This is a genomic window from Arthrobacter sp. 135MFCol5.1 (assembly GCF_000374865.1).
Classification (GTDB): Bacteria; Actinomycetota; Actinomycetes; order Actinomycetales; family Micrococcaceae; genus Arthrobacter.
The window spans coordinates 1-15,538 of the sequence record NZ_KB895475.1; the positions used below are offsets into that span (position 1 = coordinate 1).

Annotated in this window: 17 protein-coding genes; 2 read left to right on the plus strand and 15 right to left on the minus strand. The window is 67.4% G+C overall.

Features of this window, described 5'->3' with window-relative positions; all coding sequences use genetic code 11:
- The 7 genes from C563_RS21745 to C563_RS0120310 form a co-directional block, all read right to left on the minus strand.
- Nucleotides 1-1,010 (minus strand): amino acid permease (locus C563_RS21745; protein WP_018763911.1); only part of this gene is annotated, 1,010 nt, incomplete at its 3' end.
- Between the two features lie 82 nt (nt 1,011-1,092).
- Nucleotides 1,093-2,508: an aspartate ammonia-lyase gene (locus C563_RS0120285; RefSeq protein WP_018763912.1), complete on the minus strand. Its 1,416-nt coding sequence runs from the start codon at nt 2,506-2,508 to the stop codon at nt 1,093-1,095.
- A 7-nt stretch (nt 2,509-2,515) separates the two neighbouring features.
- Complete coding sequence (locus C563_RS0120290; protein ID WP_018763913.1) at nt 2,516-3,592, minus strand: asparaginase; 1,077 nt, start codon at nt 3,590-3,592, stop codon at nt 2,516-2,518.
- Nucleotides 3,593-3,622: 30 nt separating this feature from the next.
- Nucleotides 3,623-4,330 carry a FadR/GntR family transcriptional regulator gene (locus tag C563_RS0120295; RefSeq protein WP_018763914.1) on the minus strand — a complete coding sequence of 236 codons (708 nt, stop codon included), beginning with the start codon at nt 4,328-4,330 and terminating at the stop codon, nt 3,623-3,625.
- A 42-nt stretch (nt 4,331-4,372) separates the two neighbouring features.
- The gene (locus tag C563_RS0120300) at nt 4,373-5,008 is read right to left on the minus strand and encodes a DedA family protein (RefSeq protein ID WP_018763915.1); all 636 of its coding nucleotides are present in this window, start codon (nt 5,006-5,008) and stop codon (nt 4,373-4,375) included.
- Nucleotides 5,009-5,254: 246 nt separating this feature from the next.
- Nucleotides 5,255-5,872, minus strand: a complete 618-nt coding sequence (locus C563_RS0120305; protein WP_018763916.1) for a uracil-DNA glycosylase — start codon at nt 5,870-5,872, stop codon at nt 5,255-5,257.
- Nucleotides 5,873-5,974: 102 nt separating this feature from the next.
- Nucleotides 5,975-6,856, minus strand: coding sequence for a cytochrome c oxidase assembly protein (locus C563_RS0120310; protein ID WP_018763917.1), 882 nt, complete (start codon nt 6,854-6,856; stop codon nt 5,975-5,977).
- Nucleotides 6,857-6,944: 88 nt separating this feature from the next.
- Here C563_RS0120310 and C563_RS0120315 point away from each other — a divergent pair, with 88 nt between their 5' ends.
- Nucleotides 6,945-7,451 carry a hypothetical protein gene (locus C563_RS0120315; protein ID WP_026265185.1) on the plus strand — a complete coding sequence of 169 codons (507 nt, stop codon included), beginning with the start codon at nt 6,945-6,947 and terminating at the stop codon, nt 7,449-7,451.
- 26 nt (nt 7,452-7,477) lie between these two features.
- Here the strand turns inward: C563_RS0120315 and C563_RS0120320 are convergent, their stop codons facing one another.
- The 5 genes from C563_RS0120320 to C563_RS0120340 all read right to left on the minus strand — a co-directional run bounded on the left by C563_RS0120320 (nt 7,478) and on the right by C563_RS0120340 (nt 11,671).
- A complete protein-coding gene (locus tag C563_RS0120320; RefSeq protein WP_018763919.1) occupies nt 7,478-7,861 on the minus strand; it encodes an RNA-binding S4 domain-containing protein in 384 nt (127 codons plus the stop codon).
- Between the two features lie 35 nt (nt 7,862-7,896).
- Nucleotides 7,897-9,009 (minus strand): sulfite oxidase, encoded by a 1,113-nt coding sequence (locus C563_RS0120325; protein WP_026265187.1) that lies wholly within the window; start codon nt 9,007-9,009, stop codon nt 7,897-7,899.
- Between the two features lie 108 nt (nt 9,010-9,117).
- Nucleotides 9,118-9,978 carry an SDR family oxidoreductase gene (locus C563_RS0120330; RefSeq protein ID WP_018763921.1) on the minus strand — a complete coding sequence of 287 codons (861 nt, stop codon included), beginning with the start codon at nt 9,976-9,978 and terminating at the stop codon, nt 9,118-9,120.
- The gene (locus C563_RS0120335; protein ID WP_018763922.1) at nt 9,979-10,983 is read right to left on the minus strand and encodes an aldo/keto reductase family protein; all 1,005 of its coding nucleotides are present in this window, start codon (nt 10,981-10,983) and stop codon (nt 9,979-9,981) included. It lies immediately after the preceding gene.
- A gap of 40 nt (nt 10,984-11,023) precedes the next feature.
- Nucleotides 11,024-11,671: a hypothetical protein gene (locus tag C563_RS0120340; protein WP_026265188.1), complete on the minus strand. Its 648-nt coding sequence runs from the start codon at nt 11,669-11,671 to the stop codon at nt 11,024-11,026.
- Between the two features lie 163 nt (nt 11,672-11,834).
- Here C563_RS0120340 and C563_RS0120345 point away from each other — a divergent pair, with 163 nt between their 5' ends.
- Nucleotides 11,835-12,236, plus strand: a complete 402-nt coding sequence (locus C563_RS0120345) for a YchJ family protein (protein ID WP_026265189.1) — start codon at nt 11,835-11,837, stop codon at nt 12,234-12,236.
- Between the two features lie 21 nt (nt 12,237-12,257).
- Here the strand turns inward: C563_RS0120345 and C563_RS0120350 are convergent, their stop codons facing one another.
- The 3 genes from C563_RS0120350 to C563_RS0120360 all read right to left on the minus strand — a co-directional run bounded on the left by C563_RS0120350 (nt 12,258) and on the right by C563_RS0120360 (nt 15,524).
- The gene (locus C563_RS0120350) at nt 12,258-13,094 is read right to left on the minus strand and encodes a TIGR04086 family membrane protein (RefSeq protein ID WP_018763925.1); all 837 of its coding nucleotides are present in this window, start codon (nt 13,092-13,094) and stop codon (nt 12,258-12,260) included.
- A gap of 64 nt (nt 13,095-13,158) precedes the next feature.
- Nucleotides 13,159-15,159, minus strand: coding sequence for an acyl-CoA dehydrogenase family protein (locus tag C563_RS0120355; protein ID WP_018763926.1), 2,001 nt, complete (start codon nt 15,157-15,159; stop codon nt 13,159-13,161).
- A gap of 62 nt (nt 15,160-15,221) precedes the next feature.
- Entirely contained in the window at nt 15,222-15,524 is a 303-nt protein-coding gene (locus C563_RS0120360) for a hypothetical protein (RefSeq protein ID WP_018763927.1), read from the minus strand.
- Nucleotides 15,525-15,538: the final 14 nt, after the last annotated feature.

Sequence of the window (15,538 nt, forward strand, 5' to 3'; positions counted from 1 at the left end):
ATCCGGCCGGTGGAGTAGAGTCCGGCGTTCAGGGAGGACAGGGCGGCGGTGAGGACGACGAGGTTCATGATGACGTCTACGCCTTGGACGCCGATGGAGCCGAAGAACGTCACGAAGGGGCTGACGCCTTTTTGGTAGGTGGTGTAGGGGAGCAGGAGGGCGAGGAGGATCACGGAGCCGACGTAGAACACGGCGATGCGGAAGACCACGGAGTTGATGGCTTTGGGCATGATTTTTTCGGGGTTTTCGGTTTCGCCGGCGGCGGTGCCGACGAGTTCGATGGAGGCGTAGGCGAACAGGACCCCTTGCATGAGGATGATCATGGGCAGCAGGCCGGTGGGGAAGATCCCGCCGTGGTCGGACAGGAGGCTGATGCCGACTTGTTGGCCGTCCACGGGGGTGCCGAAGATGACGAAGTAGGTGCCGATGATCAGGAACGCGACGAGGGCGGCGACTTTGATCAGGGCGAACCAGAATTCCATTTCGCCGAAGACCTTGACCGAGACGAGGTTCAGGGCGAGGACGACGAGGAGGGCGGTCAGGGCCCAGGCCCACTGCGGGACATCGGCCATCCAGGGGATGTAGTTGCCGAAGAAGTGCATGTAGAGGGCGGCGGCGGTGATGTCCACGATGGTGGTGGTGGCCCAGTTGATCCAGTAGAACCAGCCGGAAACGAACGCGGCTTTCTCGCCGAAGAATTCACGGGCGTAGGAGACGAAGGAGCCTGAGGAGGGCCGGTGCAGGACCAGTTCGCCCAGGGCGCGCAGGATCAGGAACGCGAAGAACCCGCAGACCGCGTACGCGATGACCAGGGACGGGCCCGCGGCGTTCAGCCGGCCGCCGGCGCCCAGGAACAGGCCGGTACCGATCGCACCGCCGATCGCGATCATCTGGATCTGCCGCGGCTTGAGGTTCTTGTGGTAACCCTTGTCCTCCGCATGCAGGGAAGTCTCGGACGCATGCGCGTGACCACCATCAATTACATGGTCTGGAAGGGGGGAATTTGTCATGGGAGTGTCCTTCGGGGATGTGGGGGGCCCACGGCCGCCTGGTTCCCTGGCCGGGCTTGCGGGGCCAGGGGGCGGAGGGGGACTACTTGCTGAGGTTTGCCAGGCGTTCGGGGCTGAGGAGGTCCTGGAGCTGGGCATCGGTGAGGAGCCCGTGCTCAAGGACCAGTTCAGCCACGCCCTTGCCGGTGGCAAGTGCTTCCTGCGCGATGGCGGTGGCGGTGGCGTAGCCGAGGTGGGGATTCAATGCGGTGACCAGGCCGATGGACTGCTCCACGGTACGGCGCAGGTGTTCGGTATTGGCGGTGATCCCTCTGATGCAGCGGGCCGTGAGGGTGCGGCAGGCGGCTTCCAGGTGGGAGATGCTCTTGTGGAGGCTGTGGACGATGATCGGTTCGAAGGCGTTGAGCTGAAGCTGCCCGGCTTCGGCGGCCATGGTGATGGTGACGTCGTTGCCGATGACCTCATAGGCCACCTGGGAGACCACTTCGGGGATGACCGGATTGATCTTTCCGGGCATGATCGAGGAGCCGGACTGGACGGCGGGAAGGTTGATCTCGCCGAAGCCGGCGCGGGGTCCTGACGAGAGCAGGCGCAGGTCGTTGCAGATCTTGGACAGTTTGACCGCAACACGCTTGAGCACGCCGGAGAGGTGCACGAAGGCCCCCACGTCCTGGGTGGCTTCAATCAGGTCGACGGCGGTGACCAGCGGCAGGCCGGTGATCTCCGCCAGGTGCCGGCAGGCCGCGTCGGCGTAACCCGCCGGGGCGTTCAGGCCGGTGCCGATGGCGGTGGCGCCGAGGTTGATCTCATGAATCAGCAGTTCGGCCTCCGCCAGGCGGAGCCGGTCCTCGCCGATGGTGACGGCGTAGCTGCCGAACTCCTGGCCCAAGGTCATGGGGACTGCGTCCTGCAACTGCGTGCGGCCCATCTTGACCACGGTGCGGAACTCCATGGCCTTGGCGGCGCAGGCGTCCTCGAGTTCTTCGAGTGCGGCCAGCAGCTCGCGGGCGGCAAAGATGGTGCCCAGCTTCACGGCCGTGGGGTACACGTCGTTGGTGGACTGGCTGAGGTTGACGTGGTCGTTCGGGTGCAGCCTGGCGTAGTCGCCCTTGGGGTGGCCGAGGATTTCCAGGGCACGGTTGGCGATGACCTCGTTGGCGTTCATGTTCGACGACGTCCCGGCACCGCCCTGGACCACGTCCACCACGAACTGGTCGGCAAGCCGGCCGGCCATGACGTCCTGGCATGCCTGCTCGATGGCATCGGCGCGGTCGGCGTCCAGCAGTCCGAGTTCACGGTTGGTCCGTGCGGCCGCGAGCTTGACGGCGGCGAGCCCGCGGACCAGGTGCATGTTGGAGGACAGTTTTTGGCCGGTGATGGGGAAATTCTCTACGGCCCGGAGAGTGTGCACGCCCCAGTAGGCGTTCGCCGGTACGTCGCGGTCGCCGAGCAGGTCGTGCTCGGAACGGACGTCGGCGGCGGTGTCAATGATGGTCATGGAGTCCTCACAGGGCTTCGTTGTCGGGCGTGGACGGGGTGGTATCCAAGAAATCGGTGGCCAGCAACTGCCCCACTTGGTGGCCGCCGCCCAGGACGGGGGCGGTGGCGATACCGGCGAACGGTTCGATGTCCACGCCCAGCGCATCCAGCAGGCGGACGGTGGCGGGCATCCGGGCGCGGTCGCCGCCGTCGGAAATCTTGACGGCTGCTGCACCGCCGTTGGCCAGGCCCACCAGCTGGACGCCTTCGAAGCCGTCCTTGGCCACGGCCCCCGGGAGCAGCCGCATCAGGTCGGTGACGTCCCGGCCTTCACCGGCAACCATGTCGGGGTGCTGCTGCATGGCCAGCCCGACGGCGGCTTCCGCGCTTCCGGAGCCGGGCCCGCCGTCGTCGTGCGTGGCTGCAAGGGACGCCGCCCGGGCGATCCGGCCGAACGCGCGGGCCATGCCGCCCAGGGTGAGGGCAAACAACGGGGTGCCGCAGCCGTCGGTGCTCAGGGCAGCGGGTGACTCTCCCGTCAGCTCGGTGACGGTCCGCGCCACGAGCTGCTGCAGCGGGTGGGAGGGATCCAGGTAGCCCCGGACGGGCCAGCCGTTGATCACGCAGGTCGCGGCCATGGCGGCGTGCTTTCCGGAACAGTTCTGGGTGGTCTGCGTGGGGCCGCCGCCGGTGCGCAGCCAGTCCTCACGTTCGGCGGTGCCGTAGGGGAGGTCGGAGCTGTTCTCAAGGTCGGTGGCGGCCAGCCCGTGCAGATCGAGGATGCGCCGGGTGCCGTCGCGGTGCGCCGCGGAGCCCGAGTGGCTTGCGGCGGCGAGGGCCAGGAGGTCGGCCGGAAGGTCCAGACCGGCCCGGACCATGGCGACGGCCTGGAGCGGCTTGAGCGCTGACCTCGGGTAGAAGGGGGCCTGGGGATCACCGGCGGTTGCCGCCACGGACCCGTCAGCCGCGAGGGCGATTGCCGAGCCGTAGTGCACGCTCTCCACGAGGCCGTCACGGACGGCGGCCACCAGCGGGGTGTGGTGCGGCAGGGCCGCCTCACCCAGGGCAGCGGTGCGGGCAGCGGAAAACACGGGGGATGGCATGGCGTCCTTGGAAAGGTTGGTTGGATGTGTCTAATTGTTGAGGATGGAGTCCAGGGCGGCGCCCACGGCTTCCAAGTGGTGGGCCATGGCGGCGCGGGCCTTGTCCGCGGAGCCTGCCTCGATGGCGGCCAGGATCTGCTGGTGTTCCACGTCGGAGGCGTGCTGGCGGTCGGCCACCATGTTCAGCGTTTCGGACTGGTGGGCCAGCGCGTCACGGATGTCCGTCACCACGCTGGCGAAGACCTTGTTGCCGCTGGCGCGGGCGATGGCGGCATGGAAGGAGGAGTCCAGGGCCACCCAGGACTCGGGGTCGGTTTCCGTGGCCATGGCCGCCACGATGTCGCGAAGGGTATCCAGTTCTTCAGGGGTGCGCCGCTGTGCGGCCAGTCCGGCGGCGGGGACCTCGATGTGCGGGCGGGCCTCGGTCAGGTCCCGCGCCGAGTACTGCCCCAGGGTCAGGTCGTTGGCCACCTTGCCGGCAATGACGAACGTGCCTTTGCCGGTCCGGGTAACCGTCAGGCCCAGGGCGGTGCAGGAACGGAGCGCTTCCCGGATGACCGAGCGGCTGACCCCGTATTGCTGGGACAGTGTGGCCTCCGAGCTGAGCTTGCTGCCCACCGGAAGGGTGCCGGACTCGATGTCCGCGCGGAGGGCGTTGAACACCGCCTCGGCAGCGCTCAGCCGGGCAAGGGGACGGTAAGCAGGCTGTCCTGCTGTCCGGCTGTCTGACAGGTTCACGCCTTAAATATGGCACCCGTCACAGTCACTGTCAAGCCCTCCCTAGTCCTGCCGTTGCTCCGCGGCGCGGTGGTGTTGCCGCCGTCGCCGTGAGCGGAAGTGCCAGGCAACAAGCGCGGCCACCGCCACCGCGGCGATGACGACGGCGATGTCCCGGCCGGCTGCCTGGGCCACGGCTTCATAGGAGTTGCCGGCCAGGAAACCCAAGAGGACGAAGCCGATGCCCCACACCACGCCGCCCGCCGCGTTGTAGGCAAGGAAGCGGCCGTACGGCATCCGCGAAGTTCCGGCCAGGGCGGGCATGACCGCCCGGAAGAAGGCGGTGAAGCGCCCGAGGAAGACGGCGGAGCCGCCCCGGCGGCGCAGCAGGTCCTGGGCGTTCTGCAGCTTTCCGGAGTGCCGGGCCAGCGCCCTGGTCTTCAGGATGCGGCTGCCCAGGTGCTTGCCCACCTCGTATCCCACGCTGTCGCCCACGATCGCGGCGGCGACCACCAGGGCCATCATCGCCCCCAGCTGGACTTCGCCCCGGCTGGCCACCACTCCGCCCAGGACGGCCGCGGTTTCTCCCGGGATGACGAAGCCGATGAACAATGCGTCCTCGGCAAAGACGAGACAGAACACCGCGATGTACGCCACCAGGGGGCTGACGTTCATGAGGCCATCGATGAACCCCGTCATGGCAGCAACCCCAGGCCCGCATCGCCGGGCTGAACACCGCACCGGCGAACGGAGGACGCGGCACGTGCCGCGGGCGCAGCGCCGATCGGGCGGGTGGGGGCGGACGTCACGGTAGAGCCTTCTTTGGCCGGCGGTCAGGTACGTACGAGTATGCGCCTTTGCGCCTGGAAATTCCCTGACAGTTTGGTCCCCCCAGCCCTGCTCATCGCTGCCGGCGGAAAGCCGGTGGGCGGCGCTGATTCAACCCTAGAGGTGCTGGATGCCCGCCCGCTGCATGGCATCACGGTAGGTTTCCACGCTCTTGGCCAGGAGTTCTTCCTGCTTGGCCTCTGAAACAGCAAAGGCCCTGCCGCCGAGGGCGGAGGCCTTGTAGATTTTGATGCCGCTGTTCTTCAGCGACGAGTGGTAGGTCTTCTCAAAGAGAGTCAGGAACGTCGAGGCGTCCGTGCCGTGCGCGATGACGGCAGAGACCCGGGAATTGATCTTGAGGAACTGGCGGAAGGGACGCAGGCCGTCGGTTTTCTCCTGGACGCTCAGCGCCGACGGGCTGCCGCTGTCGCGGATCCAGGGGTAGGCGTTCCACGGCATGACGTACTGCGGATCCAGTTCGGCGAGTTCGTAGATCTGGGTGGCGCGGCGGGCTGCCTCGTCGTCGTTGTAGAGCGAGACGAACCCGGATTCGGTGCCCTTGCCCGGGCTGGCCTGGAGGCTGATGATTCTGCACTCGTCTTCGTCATGCACGGGGTCGATGTAGGGGACGGTGGAACCGGGCTTCTTTTCCATCAGTTCTTCGCAAAGTTGGGTCACCTTCGCGATGTTCGGTTCCTGTAGCAGGGCCTTTTTTTCGTCCCAATCAATTGTCACGATTTCTCCCTTTGCAGCGAGGCGTCCAGAATCAGGCGTCCTCTGTCACTCTACGCTTCCGCGGCGAGCGGTGGGCACACTTGATTTTTGGCCGGGGCCAGCCTAGTGGCGGCCCCGCAGGTGCTGGTTGTGGAGCGCATCGAGCTGCTCGTCGGTCAGTTCATCGAAAGCCACGGCTTCCCGCTTGTCGCTGCGCGAGAAGCGGATGAACATAAGGATGATCAGCGGCAGGTCCACCACCTCGCAGATGAACCAGAGCAGATTCCCTGCGAACTGCTGGTCCTGGAGGGCGTCCCGGAACCACCACTGGGGATCCTGGACGGTCAGTGCATGGTCGAGGACCTGGCCGTTGAGGCTGAGGAGGATGCCGGGCACGGCGTCGATGAGCAGCTCAATGAACACGAACATGAATTCCAGGGTCAGGTAGGCGCTGGACCGTTGGAAGTTGGATTCTTCGATGATGGGCAGTGCCATGAGCATGCCCAGCAGGGGGACGCCGAGCGTGAGCAGTGCGTCGGCCGCGGGGCTGGTCCGCAGCGTGTAGAAGGCGGGGGTGAGGAAAGTGGAGAAGAGCGCCAGCCCCAGCAGGGGTGCGCCGAATGAATTGCTGACGAACCGCACCAGACGGCTGGAGAGCACGGCGTCGAAGACCCTAATTCCGTGGGCCGGCAACGCCGCACGCGCCAGCGTCAGCGGCTTGCCCAGGCCGATGAGCAGTGGGACCACAAAGAGCAGCAGCGAAATCTTGAGGGTGAAGGCCCATCGTTGCTGCGGGCCGTACACGCCGGTGAAACCGCAGGTCAGGATGACGAAAGTACCAAGGCCCAGGACGTAGAACGCCACCGCGCGCCAGGCCGGCCACCGGTGGCCATTCCGTCCGGCTGAACGCATCCCCCACCCGTAGAGGACTCCGGCCGCAACGACGAAAGCCGTGGAGGCCCAGTCCAGGCGCCAGGAGGAAACGAGGATCTCAAGGGGTGGCACGCGGCAATGGTAGCCAGTCTTCCTGGGAGGAGGATGGGCGTTTACCGGAAACCGGGGCTGCACTGCCGGGATGCTGTTCAATGTGAGGATGCAGTTCACCAGGAAGGGCCTGAAAGACGACGGCTTCTTGGGCTTCCGGCCCCTGAAGGACCTTGACGTCATGCGGGTCCCGCGGGGAACGGGTATTTTCGCCGTGATAGCGCCCGACACGTTCCAGCCGGAATTCCTGACAAAGAGCACCGCCGGTGTCTTCAAGAAGAAAGATCCCTCCCTGACGGAGCGGGACCTTCGAGCGGCCTGGCTGGACACCGCAGCCGTCCTGTACCTCGGCAAAGCCGGTCCGGGCAGCAAGGGCAACCGCGGGCTGAGGCGGCAGATCCAGGAGTTCCTGGACTTCGGACACGGAAAGCCGCCGGGCCACTGGGACGGCCGGCTCATCTGGCAACTCAGGGATGCGGGCGCGCTGCTGGTTGCCTGGAAGGAAATGGCCGCCGAAACCCTCAACCAGGCCGAGGCGGATTACCACACGGGCTTTGTCGAGGAATACGGGAAACTGCCGTATGCGAACCTGGTGCGGGCCCGCACCAAAAGCTGACCCAGGGCAGGGCAGGGCAGGGCAGGTCAGGCCGGCCCCTTGAGGCGCTCCATCTCCCGGCGGTCCTTCTTGGTGGGCCGCCCGGCGCCCCGGTCGCGCTGCGGGAGTCCCAGTGCCGGCAGGACGGGCCGTGGGGGAGTGTGGTCCGTAAAGCAGTGGGAGGCGGCCTCGGCTCCCACCCGCTTGGCGATCAGCCGCCGGACCTCAAGGATGCGCTCGTACCCGGACATGCGCACCGTCACCGTGTCTCCCGTGACCAGCGTCGCGGAAGCCTTGGCGGGACTGCCGTTGAGGCGGACATGCCCGGCGCGGCAGGCGGCAGTGGCGGCCGACCGTGTCTTGTAGGCGCGGACGGCCCACAACCACGCATCGATTCGGACGCTGGCGGGGGAGGAAGGGAGGCTGGTCATGATTGGCACCGAGTATAGCCCCGGGCCCGCCGGCTTCACTCCACCGTGACCGTGACCCGCTGCACCACGTTGTTGCCCATCCCCTGGTAGTTCCAGTTCTGCTCCAGCGGCTGGGTGGCGCCGGTGGTGTCGCTGGCGCGGCAGGCCAGGAGATGCTCACCGGGCGCGGCCTCCCACTGTATGCTCCACCCCCGCCACGCGTAGCCGCCCGCGGGCTTGTCCAAACGGGCAGGCAGCCACGTGCCATCAACGGCCACCTCAACGCCGGCCACGGCACCTTCCCCCGACCAGGCGCGGCCCTGCAACATGACCGGGCCTGGGCGGACAAACCGCCGGCGGGTGAAGAAGTCCGGGATACCCGGCGGAACCATCAGCGAACGCACCCTGATCCTCGAAACCGGCCTGCCGGCGTCGTCCGCGGTGGCCTGGTACCGGTAGGCGGACTGCTGCTGGAACCCGGTGAACGGCTCCCTGGCCACTTCGATCGACTCCAGCCACTTGACGCTGGCCATCCCGTACCAGCCCGGAACCACCAGCCGCAGCGGGTACCCATGCTGCGGCGGCAGTTCGGCGCCGTTCATGGCGTAGGCAAGGACGACGTCGGGACGCAGGGCTTCGCGGACCGGAAGGCTGCGCGCGAAGTGGTGCGGGACGCCGCCTTGAACACCCGCGTCCGCGCCGGTGAAGACCACTTCCAGGGCGCCGGGCAGTATTCCCGCCTTATCCAGGAGATAGGCCAGCGGAACACCGGTCCATTGCGCCGTGCCCACCGCTTCCAGCACCCACGGCTGGCTGAGGGGCCGCGGCTCCAGCAGCGACCTGCCGTTGCCCGCGCACTCAAGGGTGACCGGGACGGTGATGGCCGGGGCCCTGCGGAGGGCTGCGAGGTTCAGCTCCAGGGCCCGTTCCACCGCACCCCGGATCCGCAGGTGCCAGGACGTGGCCTGGATGTCCGGGATATCGAAATGCGTGAGTACGTAGTGCAGCCCGGGAGGCGTGAGGTCGCGGCGGAGCGCTTCCAGCGGCATTGAATGGTTGCGGGCGGAGAGCTGCAATTCCTCGGGAGTAAGGGGACCCTCCGACGGGCCCGCGGATACCGGCGGGGCTTCCGCAGCCGGTGGCTGGCTGTGTTCTCTGGTCTGTGTCATGGCGCCGGGATTCTGTGGGCCGTGCTCCGCCGGGGTGGCGGCGCCTAGGCACTGGTCTACGCCGGGATCCCCGGTCCGTCAACAGCCCACGGACCGGGGAGCGGAGCGCTACAGGACGGGCCGCGTCAGGAACTCGGCCAGGCTGATGGGGTCCTGGCCGGTCAAGCCGTGCACGTCAGGTGAAAGCCCTGCCATTTCGCCGGCCGCCATGGCCGTGTACGTACTCACCCATGCGTCCAGCTGCCATTGCGGAGCGCCGTAGGACGCCCGGGAGGCGTAGGCTTCCTCCACTGTCTCCGGGTGGTAGCTGACGGTCCGTCCGGTTCCGTCGCTCAGCACCCGGGCGGCCTGCGCCATGGTCAGTTCTTCCGGCCCGGTCAGGTTGTAGGTCATTCCCTTGTGGATCGCCGGGTCGCGGAGCACTGCGTGGGCGGAGCGGGCCACATCCTCCCGTGCCACCCCGGAAAACACGCCGTCACCGGCGGGCCCGCGGATCACGCCGTCCTCTCCGGCCATGAGCGGCAGGAAGTCCAGGTAGAAGTTGTCCCGGAGGAACGTGAAGTCCATACCGGAGGCCTTGATCCGCTCCTCCGTGGCGTAATGGTCCCGGGCCAGGGTGAACGTGGCATCCGGCGCGGCGCCGTAGAAGGACGTGTACACCACATGCTGGACTCCCGCGTCGGCGGCTGCGTCCACGAACGCATAATGCTGCTGCAGCCGGTCCTCGGCCTCGGCAGCGGAGACCATGAACAGGAGCTTCACTCCATCCAGGGCCTGCCGGGACGCCGCACCGTCGCCGTAGGGACACACCACGGCGGAGGCCCCTGCCAGTTCCGGCGCCCGGGCCGGGTCGCGCACCAACAGCCGCTGCGCGAAGCCGGACGTGGCAAGTTGCCGCGACAGCATGCCGCCCAGGCCTCCGGTGGATCCGGTGACCGCCAGCTCAGGAAGATCGGCCGGGGCGGCCATTCAGGCTTCCCGGGTGGCAGGCGACTTGGTCTGGGCCGGGTCGCGTTCGGCCAGGCCGCCGATGGCGTCGTCAATCTTCTTGAGGACCTCGGCATCCAGCCTCACCCCTGCCGCCGCAACGGTGTCGGCGATCTGTTCCGGCCGGGACGCACCCACGATGGCGGACGCCACGTTCGGGTTCTGGAGGACCCACGCAACGGCGAGCTGCGGCATGGTCAGGCCGGCTTCGGCGGCAATCGGCTTCAGGTCCTGCACGCCGGCCAGGACGTCGTCGCGCATCCACCGCTCAATCATCTTGGCGCCGCCCTTTTCATCGGTGGCGCGGCTGCCTTCCGGGGCCGGCCGGCCGGGAAGGTACTTGCCGCTGAGGACGCCCTGGGCCATGGGCGACCAGACGATCTGGGATACCCCCAGCTCTTCCGACGCCGGGACCACTTCCGCTTCGATGACCCGCCACAGCATGGAGTACTGGGGCTGGTTGGAGATGAGCTGGAAGCCGAGTTCCTTGGACAGCCGGTGCCCTTCACGGAGCTGGTCGGCGGTCCACTCGCTGACGCCGATGTAGAGCGCCTTGCCTTGCCGGACGATGTCCGCGAACGCCTGCATGGTCTCTTCCAGCGGCGTCTCGAAGTCGTAGCGGTGGGCCTGGTAGAGGTCCACGTAGTCCGTCTGCAGCCGGCGCAGGGACCCGTTGATGGATTCCATGATGTGTTTGCGGGAGAGCCCCAAGTCGTTCTTGCCCTTGGGGCCGGTGGGGCCGAAGACCTTGGTGAAGATTTCCAGGGACTCGCGCCGCTCGTCCTTCAAGGCCTCGCCCAGGACGGTTTCCGCTGCGGTGTTTGCATAGACATCCGCGGTGTCGAAAGTGCTGATGCCGGCGTCGAGGGCTGCCCGCACGCATTGGGTGGCAACGTCGTTTTCCACCTGCGAGCCGTGCGTCAGCCAGTTGCCGAACGTGATTTCCGAGACTTTGAAGCCACTGTTTCCGAGGTATCTGAATTCCATGGGTTTCACGCTAACCCAGTTGGTTGCTCAGGGTAAGGGCTTAGCGGTTCTCCGGCGCTTTGCCCTTGAGGACCTGCTTCGGGCCTGCGAGCGAAACGAGGGACCCGGTGTCCAGCGGCGGCACCGGATGCGGCGGCACGGGCTTCTTGAAGGACCTCGGCAGTTCGTGCGGCGGCCGGTGGTTGTGCAGGGCGGATTCCACCAGTGGGGCTACCTGGGCAACCTTGTCGGCGGGCGCCGCCGGGTCCGGAAGGTCCCGCACCGAGAGCTTGATTTCGGGCGCGGCGGCCCGTGCCCTGGCCTCGGCGCGTTTGTCGGCTTCGGCCACGGCTGAGGCCCAGTCTTCGGCCAGGACAGGCGGCTCGGCCCGGGCCGCGGCAAGTTTGGGGTGGCGTACGACGACGGTGCGCAGCGACTCCCTGAGCCGTGCCGGCTTCACGGCGGCTGCACGTTCCCGCCAGGATGGGCGGCCCTCCGGGCTTTCGCTCCGTGCCGCCATTAACAGCGCACTGCCCTTCCGGGGGCCCTTTCCGAACAGGGCCATCACCACGATGCCCGCCAGCCGGCCCACGCCGGCAAGGACCAAGGTAAGCACCCCGAGGAGGAAGAGGACCAGGAACATCAGGAGGGCTACGCCCATGGTGCCGAAGAAGGTCAGGTTGAGGACCAGAGTGTCCGGTTGCTCCACGTCATCACTCCTTTCCACCAACATCCCGGGCCCGCTGCCGGCGCACAGCGCCAGGGGCAAGCTCCTTCTCAACCATACGGATTTTTGGCGTCCCATGCCGCCGGGCGCGGTGGCGTGGACAGGGTTGTAGCGAAGCTGTTACCCGATGTGACAGCATCACCGGATGACCGAATCGAGTGAGTCCGCGAACTGTGTGTGCCTGTCCGGCGAACAGTACGCCGAGTGCTGTGGCAGGTTCCACTCCGGCACGGCGGAAGCTTCAACCGCGGAGCAGCTGATGCGGTCCCGCTACAGCGCGTTTGCCCGGCTGGATGAGGCCTACCTGCTCCGGACCCAGCATCCGTCAACGGTCCCGGCCGGCCTCGACCTGGATCCGGCCATGCAGTGGCGGCGCCTGGACATCGTTGCCACCAGCCAGGGCGGCCCGTTCGACACCGAAGGGACTGTGGAGTTCAAGGCCTATTACCGGCACGGTGCGGACCGCGGGGTTCTCCATGAAGCCAGCAGGTTTGTCCGCGAAGGCGGCCGGTGGCTCTATGTGGACGGCGACATCCTGTCCCCCTAGCAGCGGCGCGCCGCCTGCGGGCTACTCGCCGTCGTCGTAATACTCGCTGTCCGGGGTGAAACCGGCACGGTCGACCCTGCGGTGGAACCGCATCCCCGCAAGGCCGCCGAGGACGGCGCCCACCAGGGCCACAGCCGCCACCACCACGGCTGCGATGATGCTGGTGGTGGTCAGTTGGCCCTCGTTGACGGGAATCCGCGGGAAGCTGTTGAGGTTGGCCAGGACGTTGAACTGCTGACCCGCCACGAGGCCGAGGATGGCGACCACGACGGCCGCGATCAGGGCCCAGATCCACACCATAAGACCCTGCCTTGCGCCGTTGAAGCGCGCCATCCGGCCGGCGACGTAACCGCCGCAATAGTAGGAGAGGAACAGGATCACCAGCAGGACGATGATGCCCACCAGCCCCACGGTGCCGCTGTTCTGCGCGGCCTGGTTCACGGCCGCGTTGACGTCCGTGTTGTTGGCCAGCCCCACAGCGGTCCCGGCAGCAGCAACCAATGCAGTCAGCAGCACGGCCATTCCGGTGGCGGTGAGCCAGCCGAAGAACGCAGAGCCGGCTTTGATGCCGCCGAACCGTTCCTTTTGGCGGGCGACGGCGGTTTCCCTGTCCGCGAGCGCCGGGTCCACCACGGGTGCCGCAGCAGTAGCGGGGGCAGGGCGGTACTCCCGCTCAGCGGACGGGGCGGCGCCGTAGTCCCGGTCGCGTTCCCGCTCGCGCGGGCGGGCCGGTGCCTGGTCGATCGACCGTGTGGCGGGATCCTCCGCTGCGTCCGCGCGGGGGTTGCCGCGGCGGGAGGTCTCATCCTCCCGGGCATGGCGGGGAGGCAGGTTCTCTGGGTCCGTTGAGCTGCTCATGAACTAACTCAACCACCCGCCCCCACCGATAGCAAGCGTGCTTATTATTTCGTGACCTGCGGTTTTACCGGTATTTGCGGTGCAGGTCTTCCTTCCTGGACGGCCCGGCAGAGGCATCGGCGATCCACGGGCCGGTCCCCTCGGACTGGTCAAGCACGCCGGCTTCCAGCCAGGTGTAATCGCCGGCGAGGACCTTGCGGGTCAGCGCGTGGTCGGCGTCGTCCGTGTTCCGCCACAACTGGTCGAAGTACTCGTCCACCCGCACTTTTGCCTGCTCGCAGTAGGCATCGGCAAGTTCGTAGGCGCCCGCGGCCGTACCGGGGGAGGTGCGAAGCAGCATTTCAGCGCGGGAACAGCATGCGGTCATGGCGAAGAGTTCGGCGCCGATGTCCACGATGCGGCCCAGGAAGGCCTGCTTCCGCTCCAGCTTTGCCTGCCACCGGCCCATGCCGTAGAAGGTTTGCCGTGCCAGCCGGCGCGAGGAGCGTTCCACGAAGCGCAGGTGCTTGGCCAGCCGGCCGAAGTCGCTGTAGGAGCGCGGGTCCATGCCGGCGCCCGCCACCAGCTTGGGCAGCCATTTTGCGTAGAAACCGGAGGCGCCGACGGCGGCCCTGGCTTTATCGGCAAGGCTCGCATCGAGGGACGCGAGCTCGCCCGCCGCTGCCAGATGCGCGTCCACGGCCTCCCGGGCAATAAGCAACCGCATGATCTCGGAAGACCCCTCGAAGATCCGGTTGATCCGCATGTCGCGCAACTGCTGCTCGGCCGGTACCGCTCGTTCGCCCCGGGCCGCCAGCGACTCGGCCGTTTCAAATCCGCGGCCGCCGCGGATTTGCACCAACTCGTCCGCGATCCGGCAGCTGATCTCCGTGGCCCAGAGTTTGGCGAGCGCGGCTTCGATGCGGACGTCCTTCTGCCCGGCGTCCGCCAGTTCGGCGGCGAGTTCAAAGACTGCGTCCAAGGCGAAGGCGGACGCCGCGATGAACGCGATCTTCTTGCCCACGGCCTCGTGTTCGCCCACGGGCCGGCCCCACTGGGTGCGGGCGTTGGACCATTCGCGGGCAATCTTCAGGCTCCAACGCCCCGAGGCCACGCACAGCGCCGGCAGCGCCAGGCGGCCGGTGTTCAGGGTGGTCAAGGCAATCTTCAGGCCCTGGCCCTCGCGGCCCAGCCGGTTCGCGGCGGGAACCCGCACCTGGTGGAAACGGGTCACGCCGTTTTCGATGCCGCGCAGGCCCATGAAGGCGTTCCGGTTCTCCACCGTGATGCCGGGCGAGTCCATCTCCACCACGAAGGCGCTGATGCCGCCTTTGTGGGTGGTGCCTGCGGTGTCGGTGTGGGCGGGAACCAGGGCCATCACCACCACCAGTTCGGCGATCACGCCGTTGGTGGTCCACAGCTTCACACCGTCCAGGAGGTACGCCTCGCCGTCGTCCGTTGGCGTTGCCGTGCTGCCCATCCGGGCGGGATCGCTGCCGACGTCCGGTTCCGTGAGGAGGAACGCGGTGACGGCGCCGGCAGCGCAGCGGGGAAGGTATTCGCGTTTCTGCGCGGGCGTGCCGAAGACCTTGACCGGCTCCGGAACGCCGATGGACTGGTGGGCGGAGATGAGCGCTCCCAGGCTGGGATGGACGCTGCCGAGAAGGGCAAGCGCCCGGCCGTAGTACACCAGTGAGAGGGCGAGGCCGCCGTATTCCTCCGGGATCTTCATGCCGAAGACGCCCAGGGCGGCCAGGTCCCTGATGTACTCGTCAGGAATCTTTGCGTCCCGTTCAATGATCCGCCCGGACATGGACTTGGCGTATTCGGTCAGGCGGGCCATGAAGGCCTCGCCCTTTTCCACGGACGCCGGATCGGCGGCCGGCCAGGGGTGGACCAGGCCGAGGTCGAAGCTGCCCAGGTAGAGGCCTTTGGCGAAGCTGGGGCGGTCCCAGCCGGTTTCGCGGGCGGCCTCTGCGACGGCCCTGGCATCTTCGGCGGTGGCTCCGGCCCCGATGTTGCCGGCCGGAACGGGGATTTCCTCAGCCGGGGCGTCTTTGGCCTGGCTGTCAGTTGCGGAGCTCATGGGTTATCTCCTCGGGCCGGAATGGCCGGTGTAGCCATGGATCCGCCGGGTTGGAGAACCCTTCAGCTGTCACTCAAGATTACCCGCGGGTAGGTTCCCGTGCCAGGGGCCGTTTGCCCCTGGAAATCGCCGGACAGATCGACGGCGGCCGCACGGTGGACCAGCCTGTCCCACCCGGCGTTGATTCCGTGGACCACTGCCAGGAGCGTGGTGGACAGCACCGTCCACGTGAGCTTTCCGGCGCCCAGCACCACCAGGGCAACCAGCCCGGCGGCCAGGACGAATCCGGCCAGGACCGCGCCGAACACCAGCGTCCCGATGAAAACCAAGGTGGCTGTTTCCACTGTGCTCAGATCGAACTGCATGAATCCCCCTGCTG